22 protein-coding genes are annotated in these 20,419 nt (G+C 64.2%); 11 read left to right on the plus strand and 11 right to left on the minus strand.

The genetic code is table 11. The annotated features are described in order from the left end of the window. Positions 1 to 4 precede the first annotated feature (4 nt). Together AC07SZ_RS17665 and AC07SZ_RS17670 are read right to left on the minus strand one after the other, a co-directional pair. Positions 5 to 1,072 carry an ABC transporter ATP-binding protein gene (locus AC07SZ_RS17665; protein ID WP_494915263.1) on the minus strand — a complete coding sequence of 356 codons (1,068 nt, stop codon included), beginning with the start codon at positions 1,070 to 1,072 and terminating at the stop codon, positions 5 to 7. Positions 1,073 to 1,074: 2 nt separating this feature from the next. Then, complete coding sequence (locus AC07SZ_RS17670; RefSeq protein ID WP_494915264.1) at positions 1,075 to 1,845, minus strand: SDR family NAD(P)-dependent oxidoreductase; 771 nt, start codon at positions 1,843 to 1,845, stop codon at positions 1,075 to 1,077. Positions 1,846 to 2,028: 183 nt separating this feature from the next. On the opposite strand from AC07SZ_RS17670, the gene AC07SZ_RS17675 reads away from it, so the two are divergent. The 4 genes from AC07SZ_RS17675 to AC07SZ_RS17690 all read left to right on the plus strand — a co-directional run bounded on the left by AC07SZ_RS17675 (position 2,029) and on the right by AC07SZ_RS17690 (position 6,974). Further along, positions 2,029 to 3,261, plus strand: coding sequence for an ABC transporter substrate-binding protein (locus AC07SZ_RS17675; RefSeq protein ID WP_494915266.1), 1,233 nt, complete (start codon positions 2,029 to 2,031; stop codon positions 3,259 to 3,261). A 453-nt stretch (positions 3,262 to 3,714) separates the two neighbouring features. Continuing rightward, the gene (locus tag AC07SZ_RS17680; protein WP_056574965.1) at positions 3,715 to 4,584 is read left to right on the plus strand and encodes a carbohydrate ABC transporter permease; all 870 of its coding nucleotides are present in this window, start codon (positions 3,715 to 3,717) and stop codon (positions 4,582 to 4,584) included. Beyond that, positions 4,581 to 5,405: a carbohydrate ABC transporter permease gene (locus tag AC07SZ_RS17685; protein WP_056574968.1), complete on the plus strand. Its 825-nt coding sequence runs from the start codon at positions 4,581 to 4,583 to the stop codon at positions 5,403 to 5,405. Before AC07SZ_RS17680 ends, AC07SZ_RS17685 begins: the two co-directional genes overlap by 4 nt. A gap of 72 nt (positions 5,406 to 5,477) precedes the next feature. Next, entirely contained in the window at positions 5,478 to 6,974 is a 1,497-nt protein-coding gene (locus AC07SZ_RS17690) for a M81 family metallopeptidase (RefSeq protein WP_494915267.1), read from the plus strand. Between the two features lie 147 nt (positions 6,975 to 7,121). Here AC07SZ_RS17690 and AC07SZ_RS17695 read toward each other — a convergent pair whose 3' ends face one another. The 6 genes from AC07SZ_RS17695 to AC07SZ_RS17720 all read right to left on the minus strand — a co-directional run bounded on the left by AC07SZ_RS17695 (position 7,122) and on the right by AC07SZ_RS17720 (position 12,445). Beyond that, positions 7,122 to 9,176 (minus strand): M3 family metallopeptidase, encoded by a 2,055-nt coding sequence (locus AC07SZ_RS17695; RefSeq protein WP_494915268.1) that lies wholly within the window; start codon positions 9,174 to 9,176, stop codon positions 7,122 to 7,124. Positions 9,177 to 9,266: 90 nt separating this feature from the next. Further along, positions 9,267 to 9,701 carry a hypothetical protein gene (locus tag AC07SZ_RS17700; protein ID WP_056574979.1) on the minus strand — a complete coding sequence of 145 codons (435 nt, stop codon included), beginning with the start codon at positions 9,699 to 9,701 and terminating at the stop codon, positions 9,267 to 9,269. Further along, positions 9,698 to 10,342: a carbonic anhydrase gene (locus AC07SZ_RS17705; RefSeq protein WP_056574982.1), complete on the minus strand. Its 645-nt coding sequence runs from the start codon at positions 10,340 to 10,342 to the stop codon at positions 9,698 to 9,700. Before AC07SZ_RS17705 ends, AC07SZ_RS17700 begins: the two co-directional genes overlap by 4 nt. Before the next feature lie 144 nt (positions 10,343 to 10,486). Further along, a complete protein-coding gene (locus tag AC07SZ_RS17710; protein WP_494915270.1) occupies positions 10,487 to 11,299 on the minus strand; it encodes a DUF429 domain-containing protein in 813 nt (270 codons plus the stop codon). Then, complete coding sequence (gene pdxY / locus AC07SZ_RS17715; protein WP_056574988.1) at positions 11,296 to 12,180, minus strand: pyridoxal kinase PdxY; 885 nt, start codon at positions 12,178 to 12,180, stop codon at positions 11,296 to 11,298. The genes AC07SZ_RS17710 and pdxY overlap by 4 nt, the downstream gene beginning before the upstream one ends. A 13-nt stretch (positions 12,181 to 12,193) precedes the next feature. Then, entirely contained in the window at positions 12,194 to 12,445 is a 252-nt protein-coding gene (locus AC07SZ_RS17720) for a hypothetical protein (protein ID WP_494915271.1), read from the minus strand. Positions 12,446 to 12,608: 163 nt separating this feature from the next. Here AC07SZ_RS17720 and AC07SZ_RS17725 point away from each other — a divergent pair, with 163 nt between their 5' ends. From AC07SZ_RS17725 to ppa, 6 genes are all read left to right on the plus strand, one after another. Then, positions 12,609 to 13,247: a LemA family protein gene (locus AC07SZ_RS17725; RefSeq protein WP_056574994.1), complete on the plus strand. Its 639-nt coding sequence runs from the start codon at positions 12,609 to 12,611 to the stop codon at positions 13,245 to 13,247. Between the two features lie 69 nt (positions 13,248 to 13,316). Beyond that, positions 13,317 to 14,099, plus strand: coding sequence for a TPM domain-containing protein (locus AC07SZ_RS17730; RefSeq protein WP_065005492.1), 783 nt, complete (start codon positions 13,317 to 13,319; stop codon positions 14,097 to 14,099). Between the two features lie 4 nt (positions 14,100 to 14,103). After that, complete coding sequence (locus AC07SZ_RS17735) at positions 14,104 to 14,991, plus strand: TPM domain-containing protein (protein WP_494915272.1); 888 nt, start codon at positions 14,104 to 14,106, stop codon at positions 14,989 to 14,991. A gap of 4 nt (positions 14,992 to 14,995) precedes the next feature. Then, complete coding sequence (locus tag AC07SZ_RS17740) at positions 14,996 to 15,634, plus strand: TPM domain-containing protein (RefSeq protein WP_172371833.1); 639 nt, start codon at positions 14,996 to 14,998, stop codon at positions 15,632 to 15,634. 153 nt (positions 15,635 to 15,787) lie between these two features. Then, positions 15,788 to 16,294, plus strand: a complete 507-nt coding sequence (locus AC07SZ_RS17745; protein ID WP_056575000.1) for a GNAT family N-acetyltransferase — start codon at positions 15,788 to 15,790, stop codon at positions 16,292 to 16,294. A gap of 201 nt (positions 16,295 to 16,495) precedes the next feature. Then, on the plus strand, positions 16,496 to 17,029 hold the full coding sequence (ppa, locus tag AC07SZ_RS17750; protein WP_056575002.1) for an inorganic diphosphatase: 534 nt from the start codon (positions 16,496 to 16,498) through the stop codon (positions 17,027 to 17,029). Positions 17,030 to 17,201: 172 nt separating this feature from the next. Here ppa and AC07SZ_RS17755 read toward each other — a convergent pair whose 3' ends face one another. Together AC07SZ_RS17755 and AC07SZ_RS17760 are read right to left on the minus strand one after the other, a co-directional pair. Then, complete coding sequence (locus tag AC07SZ_RS17755; protein WP_172371835.1) at positions 17,202 to 17,795, minus strand: hypothetical protein; 594 nt, start codon at positions 17,793 to 17,795, stop codon at positions 17,202 to 17,204. Positions 17,796 to 17,839: 44 nt separating this feature from the next. Then, a complete protein-coding gene (locus AC07SZ_RS17760; protein WP_056576428.1) occupies positions 17,840 to 18,457 on the minus strand; it encodes a TetR/AcrR family transcriptional regulator in 618 nt (205 codons plus the stop codon). 74 nt (positions 18,458 to 18,531) lie between these two features. Here AC07SZ_RS17760 and AC07SZ_RS17765 point away from each other — a divergent pair, with 74 nt between their 5' ends. Continuing rightward, positions 18,532 to 19,815: an MFS transporter gene (locus tag AC07SZ_RS17765; protein ID WP_056575005.1), complete on the plus strand. Its 1,284-nt coding sequence runs from the start codon at positions 18,532 to 18,534 to the stop codon at positions 19,813 to 19,815. A gap of 207 nt (positions 19,816 to 20,022) precedes the next feature. Here AC07SZ_RS17765 and AC07SZ_RS17770 read toward each other — a convergent pair whose 3' ends face one another. Then, on the minus strand, positions 20,023 to 20,301 hold the full coding sequence (locus AC07SZ_RS17770) for a hypothetical protein (RefSeq protein ID WP_244494121.1): 279 nt from the start codon (positions 20,299 to 20,301) through the stop codon (positions 20,023 to 20,025). Between the last annotated feature and the right edge of the window lie 118 nt (positions 20,302 to 20,419).

The following is a 20,419-nucleotide window of genomic DNA, read 5'->3' on the forward strand; positions in this document are numbered from 1 at the left end:
CGTTTCACAGCGGCAGGCCTGTCGCCTTGTCGAACAGATGGATGTTGCCAGGATCGACCGAGACCGGCAGCAGGTCGCCCGGCCTGACCGGCACCCTGTCGCGGAACACGGCGCGCACCGTATCGGCGCCGATGGCGCCATAGACGTGGGTTTCGGAGCCGGTCGGCTCGACGACATCCACCTTGAGCGCCATGGCGTCGGCGGCTTCACCGATGATGAAGTGCTCGGGTCGGATGCCGGCCTCCACGGCGCCGCCCGCCGGCACCGCCTTGCCGGCAAGCGCCAGCCGCCCGCCGCCCGCCGATTCGAACCATGTCTTCTCAGGCGTTGTCTTCAGAGCCCCGGACACAAAGCTCATCGACGGCGAGCCGAGGAAGCCGGCGACGAACTTGTTGGCCGGCCTGTCATAGAGTTCGAGCGGCGCTCCGACCTGCTGGATCCGGCCACGGTCCATCACGACGATGCGGTCGGCCATGGTCATGGCCTCGATCTGGTCGTGGGTGACGTAGACGATGGTCGATTTCAGCCGCTGGTGCAGCGCCTTGATCTCGGTGCGCATCTGCACGCGCAATTGGGCGTCGAGGTTGGACAGCGGTTCGTCGAACAGGAACACCGACGGTTCGCGCACGATGGCGCGGCCCATGGCGACGCGCTGGCGCTGGCCGCCCGACAATTGCCGGGGATAGCGGTCGAGATAGGAGAACAGGTTGAGGACGCCCGAGGCCTTCTTGACCTTCTGGTCGATGGTCGCGCGGGTCTCGCCGCGGATCTTCGGTCCGAAGCCGATATTGTCGGAGGCTTTCAGATGCGGGAACAGCGCATAGGACTGAAACACCATGGCGATGTTGCGCTGCTGCGGCGGCAGGTCGTTGGCGCGCACGCCGCCGATCAGGAGATCGCCCGACGTGATCGTCTCCAGGCCGGCCAGCATGCGCAGCAAGGTCGACTTGCCGCAGCCGGACGGACCGACCAGCACCACGAATTCGCCGCTCTTGATGTCGAGGCCGATGTCCTCGAGGATCCTGTGCTGGCCGAAGGATTTCGACAGGTTGCGAAACAGGACGTCGGTCATGGTCACGCTCCCAATATGTCGTCGATGAACGGCAGGCAGCCGGCGGTCAGCCCCGCATCCACGGGCATCACCACGCCTGTTACGCCCGAGGCACGCTCCGACGCAAGAAAAGCCACGGCTTCGGCCACTTCCGAAGCATTGACGATGCGGCCGAGCGGGTAGAGTCGCTGCAACTTGCCCAGGATTTCCGGATCCTTGGCCAGGCGATGGTCCCAGGCGGCGGTGCGGATCGATCCCGGGCAGACGACATTGGCGCGCACGCCGCTGCGGCCAAGCTCGACCGCGATCGATTTGGCATAGGCGTTGATGCCGGCCTTGGCGGCCGCATAGGCCGGATTGCCGAAATGCGCGATGGCGTTGACGGAAGAGATGAAGACGATGCTGCCTGAGCCGCGCGCGGCCATCGCCTTGGCGATAGGGTCGGCGAAGGTCATGACCCCGGTCAGATTGAGGTCGAGTTCATGCTCGATATTGTCGGCGTTGAGTGCGGAGATCGTCTCGGCGCGCGTCCAGCCGGCATTGTTGATCAGGATATCGGGCACGCCGTCCTTGTCCAGCACGGCGGCGATCCCCGCCTCGATCGAAGCACGGTCGAGAAGGTTGAAGACATGGCGCGAGGCAAGCCGCGGGCTTGCCAGCGCCTCCTCGGACTGGTCACAGCCGACCACCCGCGCGCCCCTGTCGGCCAGCAGCGCGACGATGGCTGAGCCAAGGCCGCCGCCGGCACCGGTGACGACGACAGTGCGGCCGGCGAATTCGGCTTTCGAAACCACGGCGCTTGCTCCTCCCGCAGGTCAGGCAGATGCCGGCAGGCTAAAGAAAGGAATGTAATTAAGCAACATGATAATCTGCTTGCATGGCACGAATTCATCGATAATGTAGGAAAGTCACATAAATCTTGTGCCCAGCCATCGGCACAGGGAGCGCAAATGCGCGAAACAAATGGGAGAGATCGGATGAGCCTTGCCAAATGGACTGTCGGCCTGATGGCCGGAATGAGCATGCTGGCCTTCGCGGCGCAGGCGAATGCGGGTGAGGTGCGCGTCACCGTCGCCGAATACAGCGCAAAGACCGGCCCCTATTTCGAGAAAGTGAAGAAGGAGTTCGAGGCAAAGAACCCAGGCATCACCGTCAAGTTCGAAGTCGTGCCGTGGGACGTGCTCCTGCAGAAGCTGACCACCGACATCACCGCCGGCACCAATGCGGACCTGTCGATCATCGGCACGCGCTGGCTGATCGACTTCGTCCAGCAGGATGTCGCCGAGCCGCTCGACAGCTACATCACGCCCGAATTCAAGGGGCGTTTCATCGATACCTTCCTGTCGCCCTCGATCATGAACGGCAAGACCTACGGCCTGCCGATCGCGGCGTCTGCCCGCGCCATGTATTACAACAAGGAACTGTTCGAGAAGGCCGGGATCGCCAAGCCGCCGGCAACCTGGACCGAGTTGCAGGACGATGCCCGCAAGATCAAGGCGCTGGGGTCCGGTACTTTCGGGTTCGGCCTGCAGGGCAAGGAGATCGAGACCGACGTCTATTACTACTACGCCATGTGGTCGCAGGGCACCGAGATCCTGAACAAGGATGGCACGTCGGGCCTCGGCACGCCGGGCGCGCTCGAGGCCGCCAAGCTCTACAAGTCGATGATCGACGAAGGCCTGACCGAGCCGGGCGTCACCTCCAACAACCGCGAGGATGTGCAGAACCTGTTCAAGCAGGGCAAGGTCGGCATGATGATCACCGCGCCCTTCCTGTCCAACCAGATCAAGGACGAGGCGCCGACCCTGAAATATGGCGTCGCCGCCATTCCGGCGGGCCCGACCGGGGCGCGCGGCACTTATGGCGTCACCGACTCGATGATCATGTTCAAGAACTCCAAGAACAAGGATGAGGCCTGGAAGCTGATGGACTTCCTGTTCACCACGGAGCAGCGCGCCAAGTTCACGCAAGGCGAGGGCTTCCTGCCGGTGAACAAGGAAGAGGCAAAGATGGACTATTACGTCAACAATGCCGACCTCGCCGCCTTCACCGCGCTCTTGCCCGACGCCCGCTTCGCGCCGGTCATTCCGGGCTGGGAAGAGGTCGCCCAGATCACGTCCGATGCAATGCAGAAGATCTATCTCGGTGGCGACCCCGAGGCAGGCCTGAAGGACGCGGCGGCCAAGGCCAACGCAGTGTTGAAGAAATAGGGGCCGTGCCCAAGAATAGGGCGTATCTCCCTGCGCCCGTGGCGCGCCTCAGATTCAGGCGGGGCGCGCCACTCCCCTTGTAAGAAGCATGCAACGGCTCCCCTATGGGGATGGCGAGGGCCGACAAGGCAATCACTCCGGACAAAAGGATAAATCGCCAACGTCAGCGCCGCCCCTCATTGCCCTGCCGGGCATTTCTCCCCGTATAGTGACGGGAGAAAGGGCTGGCCGCGATCTCGGCTCCTCTTTTGAGACGCCGGTGATTGGCGAAAGCGGCAACGAAGGCGCCCCTCTCCCCGTCACTATACGGAGAAGGATGCCGGCAGGCAGGTGAGGGGCGGCGCAAACGTTGGGAAGAGTTTGTGAACCGAGCGCCTAAGAAGAACAAGTCAGTATTAGCCTGGCTCGCAAGCCAGCGCCATTGATGCCTCGCAACGCGGTACAAACCAGCCGATGCAAAATCGCTTCTTGCCCTATCTCCTGACCTTGCCCAGCCTGTTCCTGGCGGCGGTCGTCATCTTCTGGCCGGTCTGGGACCTGATCCAGATCTCGACGCATGACGTCAACCGCTTCGGCCAGTTGCGCGAATTCAGCGGCCTTGCCAATTTCGCGGCACTTGCCGCCGATCCCGACTTCGTCGCGGCACTCTGGCGCACCGGCCTATGGACCGTGCTGGTGGTGGGCGGCGCACTGCTGCTGTCGGTGCCGGTGGCGATGATCCTCAACACCGATTTCTATGGACGCGGTCTTGCCCGTGTCATCATCATGCTGCCCTGGGCGGTGTCGCTGACCATGACGGCGGTGGTCTGGCGCTGGGCGCTGAGCGGTGAAAGCGGCATGCTGAATTCCGCGCTGCTCGGGCTTGGCCTGATCGACCATAACATCCAGTGGCTGGCCAGCGCCGAGACGGCGTTTCCGATGCAGGTGCTGATCGGCATATTGGTGACGGTCCCGTTCACCACGACGATCTTCCTCGGCGGCCTGTCGTCGATCCCGGACGATCTTTACGAGGCGGCCGCGCTTGAGGGCGCCACGCCGCTGCAGCAGTTCCGCGAGATCACCTTTCCGCTGCTGAAACCGTTCATCAACATCGCCATCGTGCTCAACACCATCTATGTCTTCAATTCGTTCCCGATCATCTGGGTGATGACGCAGGGCGGGCCGGCCAACTCGACCGACATCCTGGTCACCCACCTCTACAAGCTGGCCTTCCGCATCGGCAAACTGGGCGAGGCCTCGGCGGTGTCGCTGGTAATGTTCGCCATATTGCTGGTCTTCACCATGATCTATGTGCGCCTCGCCATGCGGGAGCAACGCGCATGACGCCCAAGCTCAAACGCACCGTCATCGCCTGGCTGCTTTTGGCGCCCTTGATCGTGGTGACGATCTTTCCCTTCGCGGTGATGTTCCTGACCGCGGTCAAGCCACGGCAGGAAGTGCTGTCACCGACATGGTGGCCGAGCGAGTTCCGCTGGTCGAACTTCTCCGACATGTGGGTGGCGACCGGTTTCGGCCAGGCGCTGGCCAACTCGCTCTATGTGTCGGTCATCGCCACGGTCGGCGCCATCCTCATCTCCGTGCCCGCCGCCTATGCGATGTCGCGCTTTCGCTTTGCCGGCTACGGGGCCTTTCGCCAGTTCCTGCTGATCTCGCAGATGATCTCACCGATCGTGCTGGTGCTGGGCCTGTTCCGGCTGATGGCCGCCTGGGGGCTGGTCGAATCGACGACGGCGCTGGGCTTCATCTACATGGCTTTCAACGTCGCCTTCACCGTGTGGATGCTGCAGAGCTATTTCGACACCATTCCGCGCGATCTCGAGGAAGCCGCCTGGATGGAAGGCGCCGGCCGCTGGCTGACCTTGCGCAAAGTGTTCCTGCCGCTCTGCCTGCCGGCGATCGCGGTCACGGCGATCTTCACCTTCATCAACGCCTGGAACGAATTCGTCGTGGCGCTGACCATGCTGCGCAGCCAGGAAAGCTACACGCTGCCGATCCAGGTCTTTTCTCTCGTCGCCGGCCGCTACACGATCGAGTGGCATCACGTCATGGCCGCCACTTTGCTGGCGACACTGCCTGTGGCGATCCTGTTCATCTGGCTGCAGCGCTATCTCGTGCGCGGGCTGGCGCTCGGGGCGGTCAAATAGCAATTCCAGAAAGGTGTGCAGCGGTTTCCCACTGGAATTGCAAGAAACAGATAGCGTCACCACGGAGTCTTCATGCGTATCTTCACCGCCTCGCTGGCGACGGAAACCAACACCTTCTCGCCGGTGCCGACCGACCGGGCCTCGTTCGAGATGGCGTTCTATGCCGGGCCGGGCAAGCATCCTGAGACGCCGACCTTGTGTTCCTCGCCGATCGTGGCCTTGCGCCGCCGCGCGGCCGCCGAAGGACTGACCGTGATCGAAGGCACCGCCACCTGGGCGGAGCCGGGCGGCCTGGTGCAGCGGCAGACCTTCGAGGCGCTGCGCGACGAGATTCTCGGGCAACTCGAGGCGGCACTGCCGGTCGACGCGGTCATCCTCGGCCTGCATGGCGCCATGGTAGCGCAAGGCTATGACGATTGCGAAGGCGACCTGCTCGAGCGCGTGCGGGCAATTGTCGGACCCAAGGTGGTGATCGCCTCCGAGTTCGATCCGCACAGCCATCTGACGCCAAAGCGCGTGGCGGCCTCCGATATCATGGCCTATTTCCTCGAATTCCCGCACACCGACTTCTATGAACGCGGCGAACATGTCGTCGAGCTTGGCCTGGCTGCCGCGCGCGGCGAGATCAAGCCGGTGATCTCGACCTTCGACTGCCGCATGATCCAGGTGCTGCCGACCAGCCGCGAGCCGATGCGCTCCTTCGTGGACCGTATCAAGGCCATGCACGGCAAGGACGGCGTGCTGTCGGTATCGGTCATCCACGGCTTCATGGCCGCCGACGTGTCGGAAATGGGCACGCGCATCCTCGTCGTCACCGACAACGACAAGGCCGCGGGCGATGCGCTGGCGCAACAGCTGGGACGCGAACTCTATGCCATGCGCGAAAAGACGGCGATGATGATGCTTGATACCGCCGACGGCATCGACCGGGCGCTAGCCGTACGTGCCGGGAATCCCGGCAAGCCCGTGGTCATCGCCGACATCTGGGACAATCCCGGCGGCGGCGTTCCCGGCGACGGCACCTTCGTCTTGCGCCAGATGCTGGCGCGTGGCCTGGACAAGTTTGGCGTGGCGACGATCTGGGATCCGATTGCCGTGACCTTCTGCCTGGCGGCAGGCGAGGGCGCTGTCATCGACCTGCGTTTCGGCGGCAAGGCAGGTCCTCAGGCGGGTGAGCCGATCGATGCGCGCGTCAAGGTGCTGAAAGCCGTCAACGAGGGATGGCAGAGTTTCGGGCCAAGCCGGGTGACACTTGGGCCGGCCGCCTTGGTCCGCATCGAAGGCACCGAGGTCGACATCATCCTCAACACCAATCGCACGCAGACTTTCGAGCCGGACATTTTCTCCAACATCGGCGTCGATCCGCTGGCCAAGGACATGCTGCTGATCAAGTCGACCAACCATTTCTATGCCGGATTCGAACCGATAGCCGCCGAGATCATCTATGTCTCTGCGCCGAGTTCCTATCCGAGCAATCCCGCGGTGACGGATTACAAGAAGTTGACACGGCCGGTGTGGCCGAGGGTGAAGGATCCGTGGAAGAACGGCGCTGATGATCTCCCCCGTTGAGGGGTAGATGTCGCCGAAGGCGACAGAGAAGGGCGCCTCACGCGAAGCGCCAACCCGCATCCGCTGCAGCAGGCCGAGCCCGGTCGGACCGACCCCCTCTGGCCGCTTCGCCGCCATCTCCCCCTCGAGGGGGGAGATTGGCTGGCGCTACACCAGCCCGCGCTTCACCATCATCGCTTCCGGCGAAGGCATCTTGCCGCGGAACGCAGTGTACAGCTCTTCCGGGTCCTTCGAGCCGCCGGCGGCGTAGATGTTCTTCCTCAGCCGCTCGGCCAGCGCCGGGTTGAAGGGATCGCCGGTCTCCTCGAAGGCGGCGAAGGCATCGGCGTCCAGCACTTCCGACCACATGTAGGAATAGTAGCCGGCCGAGTAGCCGTCGCCCGAGAAGACATGGCCGAAATGCGGGGTGCGGTGGCGCATGGCGATGGTGTCGGGCATGTCGAGCCTGTCGAGCGTTTCAGCTTCGAAACGAAGCGGCTCCGCCGGGGCATCGGGCCGAGCGTGATAGGCCATGTCCATCAAGGCGGAAGACGTGAATTCGACCGTGGCGAAGCCGGCCCCGAACGTGCGCGTGGCCAGCATCTTGTCGAGCAGCGCCTTCGGCATCGGCTTGCCTGTCTTGACATGCAGGGCGTGCTTTTCCAGCACCGCCGGCACCGTCAGCCAATGCTCGTAGAGCTGCGAAGGCAGCTCGACGAAATCGCGGCTGACCGAAGTGCCCGCGACCGACGGCCAGGTGACGTCGGTCAGCATGCCGTGCAGCGCATGGCCGAATTCATGGAACAGCGTCTTCGCCTCGTCGACAGACAGCAGTGCCGGCTCGCCGGCCGGCGGCTTGGCGAAGTTCATGATGTTGTAGATCACCGGCTTCGAGCCTTGGCCAAGCTTGTATCCGGACTTCAGCGCGCTCATCCAGGCGCCGGACCGCTTCGAGGGCCGCGCGAAATAGTCGGCAAGGAACAGGGCACGCTCGCTGCCATCGGCATTCTTCACCACGAAGACGCGCGCATCGGGATGCCAGGCGGCAATGCCCTTCTTCTCCTCGAAGGTGATGCCGAACAGTTTGGTCGCCACGTCGAAGCAGGCGTCGATGACCCGGTCGAGCTGGAGATAGGGCTTCAGTTCCGCCTCGTCGAAAGCGAATTTTTCCGCGCGCAGCTTCTCCTGGTAGAAGCGCCAGTCCCAGGCGGCGAATTTTTCATTGCTGCCGGCTTCCGCCGCCAGCCGTTCCAATTCCTTCTGGTCGGCGGCGGCCTTTTCCAGCGCCTTTTCCCACACCGGATCGAGCAGCGCGTGCACCGCCTTCGGCGTCTTGGCCATGGTGTCATCGAGCTTCAGCGCGGCGAAGGAAGCGTAGCCGAGCAGTTTCGCCTTTTCGGCGCGCAGCTTCAGCATGTCGCGCACCACGGATGTGTTGTCGCTGGCGCCGCCATTCTGGCCTCGCATGGTGAAGGCGCGGAATGCAATCTCGCGCAGGTCGCGGCGTTCCGAGAAGGTCGTGAACGGCTCGTAGATCGAGCGCGACAGGGTGACTGCGTAGCGGCCTTTCTGGCCGCGCATCTCGGCGGCCTCGGCCATCGAACTTTTCAGGAAATCCGGCAGGCCGGCAAGATCGGCCTCGTCGAGGAACAGTGCCCAGTCGCGCTCGTCGGCCAGCACGTTCTGGCCGAAAGTCGTGCCGAGCGAGGACAGTTCCTCATTGATCCTGGCCAGCCGCTTCTTGCCCTCGGCATCGAGCTTGGCGCCGGAGCGGACAAAACCCTTCCAGGTCCTCTCCAGCACCCGCAAGGTCTCGGCGTCGAGCCCGAGGCTCTCGCGGCGCTGGTAGAGATCGTCGATGCGGGCGAAGAGTTTCTCGTTCATCGAGATCGCCGAGAAATGCCTGGACATTTTTGGCGAGATGTCGCGCTCCAGCGCCTGGATCGTATCGTTGGTGTAGGCGCCGGCCCGGCACCAGAAGATCGACGAGACGTGATCGAGCGCCTCGCCGCCCAGCTCCAGCGCTTCAAGCGTGTTCTCGATGGTCGGTGCCTCCTTGTTGGCGGCGATCGCGTCGATCTCGGCCTCATGCGCCTTCAGCGCCGCGTCGAAGACCGGGGAAAAATCACTGTCGCCGATATGGGCGAAGTCCGGCAGGCCGAGCGGGCCTTCCCACGCGGTCAGCGGATGGGCGGCGAGGTCGACGGCTTTCGTGGAGGACATGGAGGGTCTTTCGCTGGCATCAATGAGGAGGGTGTCACCGATGTAGGGCGCGGTCCGCGGGGCCGCAATATGGCAGTTGGCCGATCCGCCTCAATAGTCTTCGCAGTTTTCGGCGATTGCCGCTTGCGAGCTTGCGGTGATGCGGCTGTCTGTCACCGCGAAGGTTTCCTGCATCAGCATGTCATTGTTGGGGAAGTCGTAGCAGGCGATCACCGTGGTGACACCGCCCTCGCTCTTCTCGATCCGGTGGCGGATCGCGGCACCCGCTACCGCGCCTTTCCACTCATCGAGCGAGGCGATGAACTCCTGCTTGCCTTGAACGATGCCGAGGTCATCGAGCTTGATGCGGACATCGTCGGCAAGCAGGTCGGCGAGTTCTGTACGGTCGGCGACCAGGAGCGCCGCATACCAGCGGCTGATGATGGCGCCGTCATCGGCTCGGGCGGCGATAATTGCCACCAGCAACGCGGCCGCCGTGAGAACGACCGACCGGACGTTCATCACCTGGCGCACCGCCCCGTTCATTCCAGCACCGGCCGCTCGAAATCGCCGGTGTCCTTGTTCATCACCCAGAGCTCCCCGGTCGAAATGTCGAACCAGGCCCCGTGCAGCGACAGCCGGCCCTTGCCCTCGAGGATCGAGACGCAAGGAAAGGTCCTGAGGTTGGCGATGGAATACCGGATCGAGATGCGCTCGAGTGCTGTCTGGCGCTCCGTTGCCGTCATGAAGGTGCTGGAGGAGACGGTCTCGGCGGCTGGCGCGATCAGGCTCATCCACTTGCCGATGAAGTCGCCGGGGGACAGCGGCGCCGAATTGGGGTCGAGCGCGGCGCGGATGCCGCCGCAGCGGCCATGGCCCATGACGACGATATTCTTGACCTTGAGGCTCTGCACCGCGAATTCGAGCGCCGCCGAGGTCGAGTGGAACTCGCCATCCGGCTCGTAGGGGGGCACCAGATTGCCGACATTGCGCAGCACGAAGAGTTCGCCCGGCCCGGCGTCGAAGATCGCTTCAGGGGCCGATCGGGAATCGCAGCAGGCGACGATCATCGTCTCGGGGGCCTGCCCCTCTCGGGCGAGCTCGCGATAGCGGCCGCTCTCGGTGAGGTAACGGCCGTTCATGAAATTGCGGTAGCCGGTGAGGAGGTGGTCGGGAAGATGAGGCATGGGCGGCTAAGGCCTTTCCGTGGTTGGAGGCGGCAGCTCGTTGCGGTCGAGAAAGGCTCTAGCGGCAAATGCCGGTCGCGAGCAATGCAGAATTGTGGGAGCTGGGCATAAATGCCATGCGCCGAAGCGGGCGGGTGTCGATATTCATGCCCAGATGGCGACCGGTATGCCACGACCGTCAGCGAGCGGCGGGTTGGGAAATGGCTTCGCCCTGCCGCTGGCGATGCGGCCGGCGATCAGCATCATGACAGCCGCGTCGAGGAAATCGTCCGCGGCCGCCCCGCGCGGCGGCGGCTGGTCGAGAAAACCCATGTCATAACCGTGCCGGCAGAGCAGCGCCTTGCGCTCCGCCATGCCGGCCGGATTGATGCTGCCCTTGATCTTCTTCGGCAATTGCATGGCCTGATTGCCATTCAAACGGCAGAAGGCGACCTCCGGATGCGATTCGAAGACGCGGCCGCGCAGATCCGGCCGCGCGATCAGCAAGGCGTCGATCTCGCGGATTTTCGAAAAGATGCCGAAGGCCTGGATGGAAACGCCGCGCGGCGGGTCCGATGTGGCCCTGGCCAAATCGCTTGCCTTGCGATGCCCGGCGTACCAGGCTTCGACGGTGGTGAAATCGCTCGTGTCGGCATAGAGCGCGGCGCGGGACGGGATCGAAAAGACGCTGGACTGGCGTGCCCCAAGCAGCGGCCTGACCAGCGCTTCCGGTCCGCGCCCGCCTTTGCTGGAGAATTCGGGCAGGCCGATCGGCATGTCGACGGCGACAATCGCATTGTCCGGGCTTGCCTTGAGCAATGCAGCGAAGCTGGCGAACACCTCGACTTGGGGCGTCGAACCGGGGTTACGAGGCGTCGAACCGGGGTTACGAGGTGTCGAGCCGTGCTCGCGCCGCACGGCGATCCAGCCGGCCTTGCAGCCATCGGCGCCGACGAGCACGACCTCGGTCGAAGTCACGCCCGGCGGTCCCGCCCCGGATGCGTGAGGTGGCGCAGTTGCACCATGGCCATCGGGTGCGACAGGCTCTGGGCGTCGGTTTCGAGCTGCAGCTCGTCGCCGCCCCGCTTGGCGGTACGTGCCAGGATCTCGTAGACCGCCGCCGTGGTCGACTGCAGCGCCTTGATCGGCGGCTGGCCGGAAAGGATGCGGGCGAGGTAGACGGCCGCTGTCAGGTCGCCCAGGCCGTTCGGCGGCTTGTCGATCAGGCGGTGCTCCGCAAGCAGGGCCTGGGTGCCGTCGAGCAGCAGATTGCCAGTACCGCCTGAAATCATCGACTGTGCCGAGGTGACCAGCATGGTCGACGGTCCGGCATGGAGTGCCGCCGAAATCACCGATTTCAGATCGGGCAACGGAACGCCGGCCATCCATTCGAGTTCGTAGCGATTGGGCGTGGCGATGTTGGCGATCGGCATCAGCCGGTCGCGCATGGCGACGGCGGTCGGCTCCGGCACATAGAGACCGCCGGAATCACCCATCACCGGATCGCAGATATAGACAGCGTCAGGCGTCCTGGCCTTCACCGCGGCGACCAGCGAAGCGACGGCCTCGGCCTGGCCGGCTTCGCCGAGATAGCCGGACAGCACCGCGCCGACCTCGCCCAGCCATGGCGCGCGCTCGAGATCGGCCATCAGCGCCTTGAACTGGTCGAGTGGCGGTACGATACGCGTCGCCCGCCCGTGGCCGGGATGCCAGGGCAGGATGACCGTCGGCACCGCCCAGACCGGAAAGCCGAGGGTCTCCAAGGCGAAGACGGCGGCACGGTTGCCGACCGAACCGCGCGCGACATGGCTGGAAATGACGATGACCGCACGCGGCGCGTCGGGTTTTTCGGCACTCATTGTTTTGTGATTCCTAGCTGCCCCGGATGAGGAAAAGCACGAGCCAGACCATCAGGCCCAGCGCCAGAAGCAGGCCGAGTATCCTGCCAATGCGCGTGCCCCAGACTTCGATCGGGTCCGTGCGGTCGGCGTCGGCTGCGGCGACGTGGTCGCGCATGCCTTTCGTCGTCCGCGCCACGAAGGAGGCGCCGGCCGGGTCGGTTTCTCGCGCGATGCGCTCCAGGATACGGCGCGATTCCCTGTCGCTGTCGGGGCGTTCCGCCATGATGATGTCCCGTTTTGCCCGGACCTTACCGCGTTCGCGCGGCCAATCACAGGGCCTTGCGGCAGGACGATACACTGTCGGGCGGCTCAAGAGGCCGAGGCCGTTTTCTTGCGCGCTGATTGTGCTAATGCTTCGCATGCAACTTGTACCGAGGGACCCCATCATGCTTGCCCAGCGCCTTCCCCGACCGTCGACATTCCGCACGCTGCCCGCCTTCCTGATGATGGCGATCGTGCTGCCGCTGCTTGCCGGCTGCGGCTACAACACGATCCCGACGGCGGAGGAGAATGCCAAGGCGGCATGGAGCGAGGTGCTGAACCAGTACCAGCGCCGCGCCGATCTCATCCCCAATCTGGTCGAGACGGTCAAAGGCTATGCCTCGCATGAAAAGGACACGCTCGACGCTGTCGTCGAGGCGCGCGCCAAGGCGACGCAGATCACGGTGACGCCGGACACGCTGAAGGATCCCGAAGCCCTCAAGAAATTCCAGGATGTCCAGGCCGGGCTGACCAGCGCGCTGTCGCGGCTGATCGCGGTGTCGGAGGCCTACCCCGACCTCAAGGCCAACCAGAATTTCCTGGCGCTGCAGGCACAGCTTGAAGGTACGGAGAACCGCATCGCGGTGGCGCGGCGCGACTACATCCAGGCGGTCAGGGACTATAATCTGACGCTGAAGACCTTCCCGTCCGTGCTCTGGGCCACCTTCTGGTTCCGCGGCAACGAGCCCTTCGCCAATTTCACCGTCGACGAAGACAAGATGCAGCCGCCGAAGGTCGATTTCGGCACGAAGCAGGGCGGGTGACAGCCGGAGCCAAACGTCGTGATCTTGCAGGCCGATGAGGGACGGCGTCTGGCTCGCCTTGTCGCAGCCATGCTCTTCATCCTGGCGCTTCCGTTGGCGGCCTTCGCAGCGGATCTGCCGGCGCTCACGGGCCGCGTCGTCGACGATGCGGGCATCATCGACGCCTCGACCAAGGCGGCGCTGACTCAAAAACTCGCCGACTTCGAGACAAAGGGCTCCGACCAGATCGTCGTCGCCACCATCCCCAGCCTCGACGGCGAGGAAATCGAACCCTACGCCAACCGGCTGTTCCGCTTCTGGAAACTCGGCCAGGCCAAGGAGAACAACGGCGTCCTGCTGCTGGTCGCGCCGAACGATCGCAAGATGCGCATCGAGGTCGGCTACGGGCTGGAAGGCACGCTGACCGACCTGCACACCAAGCTGATCATCGAAAACGACATGGTGCCGGCATTCCGTGCCGGCGACTTCTCCGGTGGCATCTCCAAGGCCGTGGACGACATGGTCATGGTGCTGGAAGGCAACCCGGAGGAGCTGGAAGCGCGCGGCAAGCGCAACCAGGAAGCGCCGTTCAATTCCGACAACCTGTTCTTCGCCATCTTCATCAGCATCTGGGCGATCATCTTCTTCGGCAGCATTGCCGCCTCCATCCTGCCGCCGATCTTTGGCCAGAAGCTCGGGCCAGGCCGCTATCGCTGGCTTGGCATGACCTTCGAGCCCGGACGGCGCTCCTCATCCGGGGGCGGCTGGTCCTCGGGGAGCTCAGGCGGCGGCTGGTCTTCGGGTGGGGGCGGTGGCGGCTTTTCCGGCGGCGGCGGTTCGTCCGGCGGTGGTGGCTCCTCGGGAAGCTGGTGACGGCATGACGACACGCACCGTCAGCACGCCGAGGCCTGGTTTCCTTAGCCCGGCGATCCACGCTATCCTGACGACCCTGGCGTTGCTGATCTTCTGCTTCGCGCTTTCCGCCGCCGAGCTGCCTGCCCTGACCGGCCACGTCGTCGACGATGCGGGCATCATCGACGCCTCGACCAAGGCGGCGCTGACGCAAAAACTCGCCGACTTCGAGACAAAGGGTTCCGACCAGATCGTCGTCGCCACCATCCCCAGCCTCGACGGCGAGGAAATCGAGCCCTACGCCAACCGCCTGTTCCGCTTCTGGAAACTCGGCCAGGCCAAGGAGAACAACGGCGTCCTGCTGCTGGTCGCGCCGAACGATCGCAAGATGCGCATCGAGGTCGGCTACGGGCTGGAAGGCACGCTGACCGACCTGCACACCAAACTGATCATCGAAAACGACATGGTGCCGGCGTTCCGTGCCGGCGATTTCTCCGGCGGCATCTCCAAGGCCGTGGACGACATGGTCATGGTGCTGGAAGGCAACCCGGAAGAGCTGGAAGCGCGCGGCAAGCGCAATCCCGCCGACAGCAGCACCCCCATCGATCCCATCGTCGCGGTGTTCCTGATCCTGTGGGCGACGATGTTCCTCGGCGGCCTGGCGATGGCATTCCTGCCGCCGATGTTCGGCACGAAATTGTCGCCGGGCGTGTATAGATGGCTGGGCATGACGTTCCGTTACGGCCGGGGACCAAGCGGATCGTCCTCGGGCTCCAGCGGCTGGACAACGGGTTCGTCGGGCGGCGGCTGGTCGTCGGGAAGCTCCGGCTGGTCGTCCGGGTCGAGCAGCGGCGGCGGGTTTTCGGGCGGCGGTGGCTCGTCCGGTGGTGGCGGTTCTTCAGGAAGCTGGTGAGACAATGGCAACACGACCGATCAGCCCGCAGGATCATGAGCGTATCGCCGATGCGATCCGCGCCGCCGAGGCCAAGACCGACGGCGAGATCTACTGCGTCGTGGCGCATGCCAGCGACGGCTATTTCGCCCCCGCCGCCCAGATGGCGACGCTTGGCATGCTGGTCGTCAGCCTTGCCGTAGCCTACGGGCTGGAGGCATGGTGGCTCACCATCCGCCTGCCGCATTTTGTCATCGCCCAGCTCTTGGCGCTGGCCTGCGTGCTGGCCTTGCTGTGGGTGTTGCCTGGCCTGCGCATCCACATGGTGCCACGGCGGCTGCGCTATCAGGCGGCGCACGCCAATGCGATCAAGCAGTTCCTTGCCCGCAACGTCCATCGCACCACGGCGCGCACCGGCGTGCTGATCTTCGTCTCGATCGCCGAGCGCTACGCGGAGGTGGTCGCCGATTCGGGCATCGACGCCAAGGTCGGCCAGCATGTCTGGGACGGCGTGGTGCGCGACCTCACGGCGCACGCCGGCGACGACCGGCTTGCCGACGGTTTCGTCAAGGCGATCGAGCAGGTGGGGGCGGTGCTGGCCGAACATTTCCCGGTCACCCCGGGCGATACCAACGAGCTGGACGACCATCTGGTCGAAATCTGAAAGGCCTGCCTGCAAACGCGACCTTGCCGATCCGGCCTGTTTGCGGACATGCGTTGCCCCACGGCAGCGGTGTCCGCATCGGTTGTGAGAAAGCGATCGACGGGCCGCCCGGACTCTTGCAATCGGGCCATGCGGGTTTATGGTTAACAAATCATGAATACGCTGACGATCGACATCCGGAAAGCCGACCCGCGCGATGCAGGCGCCATCGCCGAGGTGCATCTGGAAGCCTGGCGCGGCGCCTATTCCGGCATTATCCCACACCGCACGCTGACATCGATGATCAACCGCCGCGGCGCCGACTGGTGGGCGAATGCGATTCGCCGCGCCGCCACCGTTCTGGTGGTTGAAATCGGCGGCACGATCGCCGGCTATGCGACGATCGGCAAGAACCGTGCCCGCGAGCTCAAGCAGCAAGGCGAGATCTACGAATTGTACCTGCGCCCGGAATATCAGGGCATCGGTCTCGGCCGTCGCCTGTTTTCGGCAGCCAGGGCGCGTCTTGCCGACCATGGCCTGAAAGGCATGGTGGTGTGGGCGCTGGAGGATAACCAGAACGCGTTGGCCTTCTATGCCGGCGCCGGTGGCCGCGATATCGCCGAGGGTGTCGAAATCTTCGAGCAGAAGGCGCTGAAGAAGGTCGCTTTCGTCTGGGAATGACTGCCCGGGGATGATTGCGGCAAGCCAAGCCGGTGCGCGGTTCGTATCCCCCGCCAAATCACGGCACTGAAACATCTTGTGCCGATGATTGAACGCGCCGGATGCCGGCGCGTCCCGCCTGACCTTCGTGAACACCATTCGCCGCATTGCACCATTCCGCGCCGCCCGCTATCTCCTCCCAATCGAGAGAGGGACAAAGCCATGCGCATTGAAGCCATAGCCATCGGAAAGAATCCGCCTGAGGACATCAACGTCATCATCGAAGTGCCGATCGGCGGCGAGCCGATCAAGTATGAGATGGACAAGGAGGCCGGCACGTTGTTCGTCGACCGCTTCCTGCACACCTCGATGCGCTACCCTGGCAATTACGGCTTCGTGCCGCACACGCTATCGGGTGACGGCGATCCGATCGACGTGCTGGTCTGCAACACGCGCGCGCTGGTGCCGGGCTGCGTCATCAATGTCAGGCCGATCGGCGTGCTGGTGATGGAAGACAATGCCGGTCAGGATGAAAAAGTCATCGCGGTGCCGTCGCCGAAGCTGACTCTGCGCTACGAGAACGTCACCGAATACACGCATCTGCCCGACATCACGCGCCAGCAGGTGCAGCACTTCTTCGAGCACTACAAGGATCTCGAGCCCGGCAAATGGGTCAAGATCGAAGGCTGGCACGATTCCAAATATGCCAAGAAGATGATCGTCGAGGCGATCGAACGGGCGAAGAAGAGCAAGTAGGCGACTCGGCTTTCGTCATCCCAGGACGGAGCAGCCGCGAAGCGGCGTCGTGTAGCCCCTGGTATCCATGCCGTGATTTCTGCGCAGTGCCCGGCGGTCCCCGGGGTCTGCGCCGTATCGCTGCGCTCCAGAATGACGAAGTGACGGGCGCTGCGGCAAATCTCCAACGTGCCTAATTATCCACCCGGCCGAAGGGCGGCACATTGCCGATGGCGGTGTGCCGGTCCTTGCCGCAGGCAAAGGTGCGCGCCTTTTCGTCGGCGAGTTTTCGTGCCTGGTCGTTGGCTTGCGGGTTACCGGTGGCGAGGACAAGGCCGATCGTGCAGCTTTCCCGCGCATCCATCTGGCCGACCTTGGCTACGAGCAGGACGTCGATCGACTTGTTCCCGTCCTCGCCATTGCTGATCGTGCGGCGGTGGATGACCGCGAAGGGCACGGCCTTGTCGCCATTGGTTTCGATGCGCCATTCGACCTTGGCTCCGGATGAATTGAAGCCTGAAAAACTCTCCCATGCGGACGTCATGTCGCCGCCCGGCGGAAAACCGTAAAACAGCGATTCGCGGGCGTCGTCATAGGCGATCAGCACGGGATAGCCGCGGTAGCCGGAGCAGGCGAGATCGGCCCAGTCGCCATCGCCTTCTCCGGCTTGTGCGTAGGTCACGCAGTCCTTCTTCCAGTCGAGGTCGGTGTAGGCGCTGGAAATGTCGCCGGCCAAGGCTGCCCGGCAGAGACCGGCTAGGGCAAACGGGATCAGAACGGCACGCATGACGGACACCTCCGGTTCGGGCCGGACCAGCGTACCGCCAATCGCTATTTCTTCAAGCTCGCTTCGATCAGCAGATCGGCGTTGCGGGCAACCGACTGCGCGGGGCCGCCGAGCCCGAACAACTGGCCGCTGATATAGGCGCCCTCGATCAAGAGCAGCAGCCCGTCGCCCAGCGTATCGGCGTCGCCGGCGCCCATCGCCGCGGCCATGGCGCGCAGGCGGCGGCGCAGTTCCTGCTTGTTGTCTTCACTCACCACGCGCGCCGGATGGCCGCGCTCGGGATATTCGACCGCCGCGTTGGTCATGCCGCAACCGCGATATTCCGGCATCTGCGTGCGTTTGCCGATGCGGGTCAGGAAGGCTCCGATCTGCGCCCGTGGATCGCCGGGATGGGCGTTGACCGCCTCGTCGAAACGCCCCCAGAACTCGAGGTCGTACCGCCTGAGATAGGAAGCGGCCAATTCGTCCTTGGACGGGAAACTGCGATAGAGGCTGGGCTTGGTGACGCCGGCGCGCCTGACGATCTCGTCGACGCCGATCGCCCTGATGCCGCGCCGGTAGAACAGGTCATACGCCACGTCGAGGATCTTCTTGGCGGCCTTCGGCGGCGCCGGTGCGTGACCGTCGCTGATCGTCAGTTCAATATTTTTGTCGGTTGGCATCATGGGACTCGATTGACAATGTTACCGATCGGTACGTATACATGCTCCCTTATTGCAACGTACCGGTCAGTAACATGGTAGCTCAATCCCGTCCGTTTGGCCAGCGCTACGCTTTCGTCGTGGTCGGTGTCATCTTCCTCTGCCTGCTGATCGCGGCCGGCCTGCGGTCCGCGCCCGCCGTCATGATGCTGCCGCTGGAAAACAGTTTTGGCTGGCGGCGCGACGTCATCTCGCTGGCGGCCGGCGTCGGCATCCTGCTCTATGGCCTGACTGGTCCGTTCGCCGCCGCGCTGATGGAGCGGATCGGGCTGCGCCGCACGCTGATCGCGTCGCTGGTGGTGATGTCGGGCTCGACGGCGCTCAGCCTGCTGATGACCGAACCCTGGCATCTGTTCATCACCTGGGGTGTCTTCTCGGGTATCGGCTCGGGCGCTGTCGCCAGCGTGCTCGGCGCCACTATCGTCAACCGCTGGTTCAAGACCAATCGCGGCCTGGTCATGGGCTTGATGTCGGCCTCAAGTGCAACCGGCCTGCTGGTGTTCTTGCCGCTGCTTGCCTCGCTGGCGCAATCCGGCGGCTGGAAGCCGGTCGCCATCGCGGTCGCGATCGCCACCGCCTGTCTTCTGCCGCTGGTCTGGCTGCTGGTGCCGGAGCGCCCGGCCTCGATCGGCATGGTGCGCTATGGCGCCGAGGCCGATGACGTGCCGCCGGTCTCGCCCGCATCGCAAGGCAATTTCCTGGCGCATACGCTGAACACGCTGCGCCGCGCCGCCGGCACGAGGGTGTTCTGGTACCTGTTCGCCACTTTCTTCGTCTGCGGCTTCACCACCAACGGGCTGGTCGGCACGCATCTGATCGCCTTCTGCGGCGATATGGGCATCGGCGAGGTGCAGGCCGCCGGCCTGTTGTCTATGATGGGTATTTTCGACCTGATCGGCACGACGCTGTCGGGCTGGCTCACCGACCGCTTCGACCCGCGCAAGCTGCTCGGCGTCTACTACGCCATCCGTGGCCTGTCGCTGATCTACCTGCCCTATTCCGGCTTCTCGGCCACCAGCCTGATCATTTTCGCCGTGCTCTACGGTCTCGACTGGATCGCAACCGTGCCGCCGACGCTGCGGCTCGCCAACGAGGCGTTCGGCGACCGCAGCGGCCCGATCGTGTTCGGCTGGATCGTTGCCGGACATCAGGTCGGCGCCGCGGCCGCGGCCGCCTTTGGCGGCACCATGCGCGAACTGCAGGGCAATTACGAACTGGCCTTCCTCATCGCCGGCATGACGGCGATCGCGGCGGCCTGTATCTCGCTGCTGATCAACACCAGCCGGCCGGCATTCGACCCGGAACCGCAGGCAGCTTGAGGTGGTGAGGCCTTATAATCTCCCCACTCGAGGGGAGATGTCGCCGAAGGCGACAGAGGAGTGCTGGCGCGTGAAGCGCTGACGTCCCGCGCCTGCGAAAATGAGTTGAGCCCGGTCGAACCGACCCCCCCTCTGGCCTGCCGGCCATCTCCCCCTCAAGGAGGGGAGACTGGCAGCTTAGACCCCGCCAGTTCCGCGATGAGGATTCTAATCCGGGTAGCAGACCATTGGAATGTTCGGCCAGACGGCGGTGTCGCAGTTGGCGGCGTCCTGGCGCTGCTTGAAGGCGGCGGTGACCGGGCCGGTCACCACCGGATCGACGCCGTCGGGTGCATCGGCGAAGACCTGTTCGGCCGGCGCATTGGACGGCAAGGCCGGCCGTGCCTCCTTAAGCGTCGCGGCCGACTGTGCGGCATTGGCCGCCAGCAGCATGGCAAAGGCCGCGGATGCGATGAGCGGCCAAAAACGATTGAGTTTATCGGTCATGATGTTCGAACTGTCCGGGTCCTGAAAGGTTCCCGCCTTGGTTAACAAAATCATCTCACACGCAGATGCTTAAGATTTGATGAGTATTTGGTGTCGCGCGTCCTCTTTCGCAAATGCG

Source organism: Mesorhizobium sp. GW821-FHT07A06 (assembly GCF_059419085.1).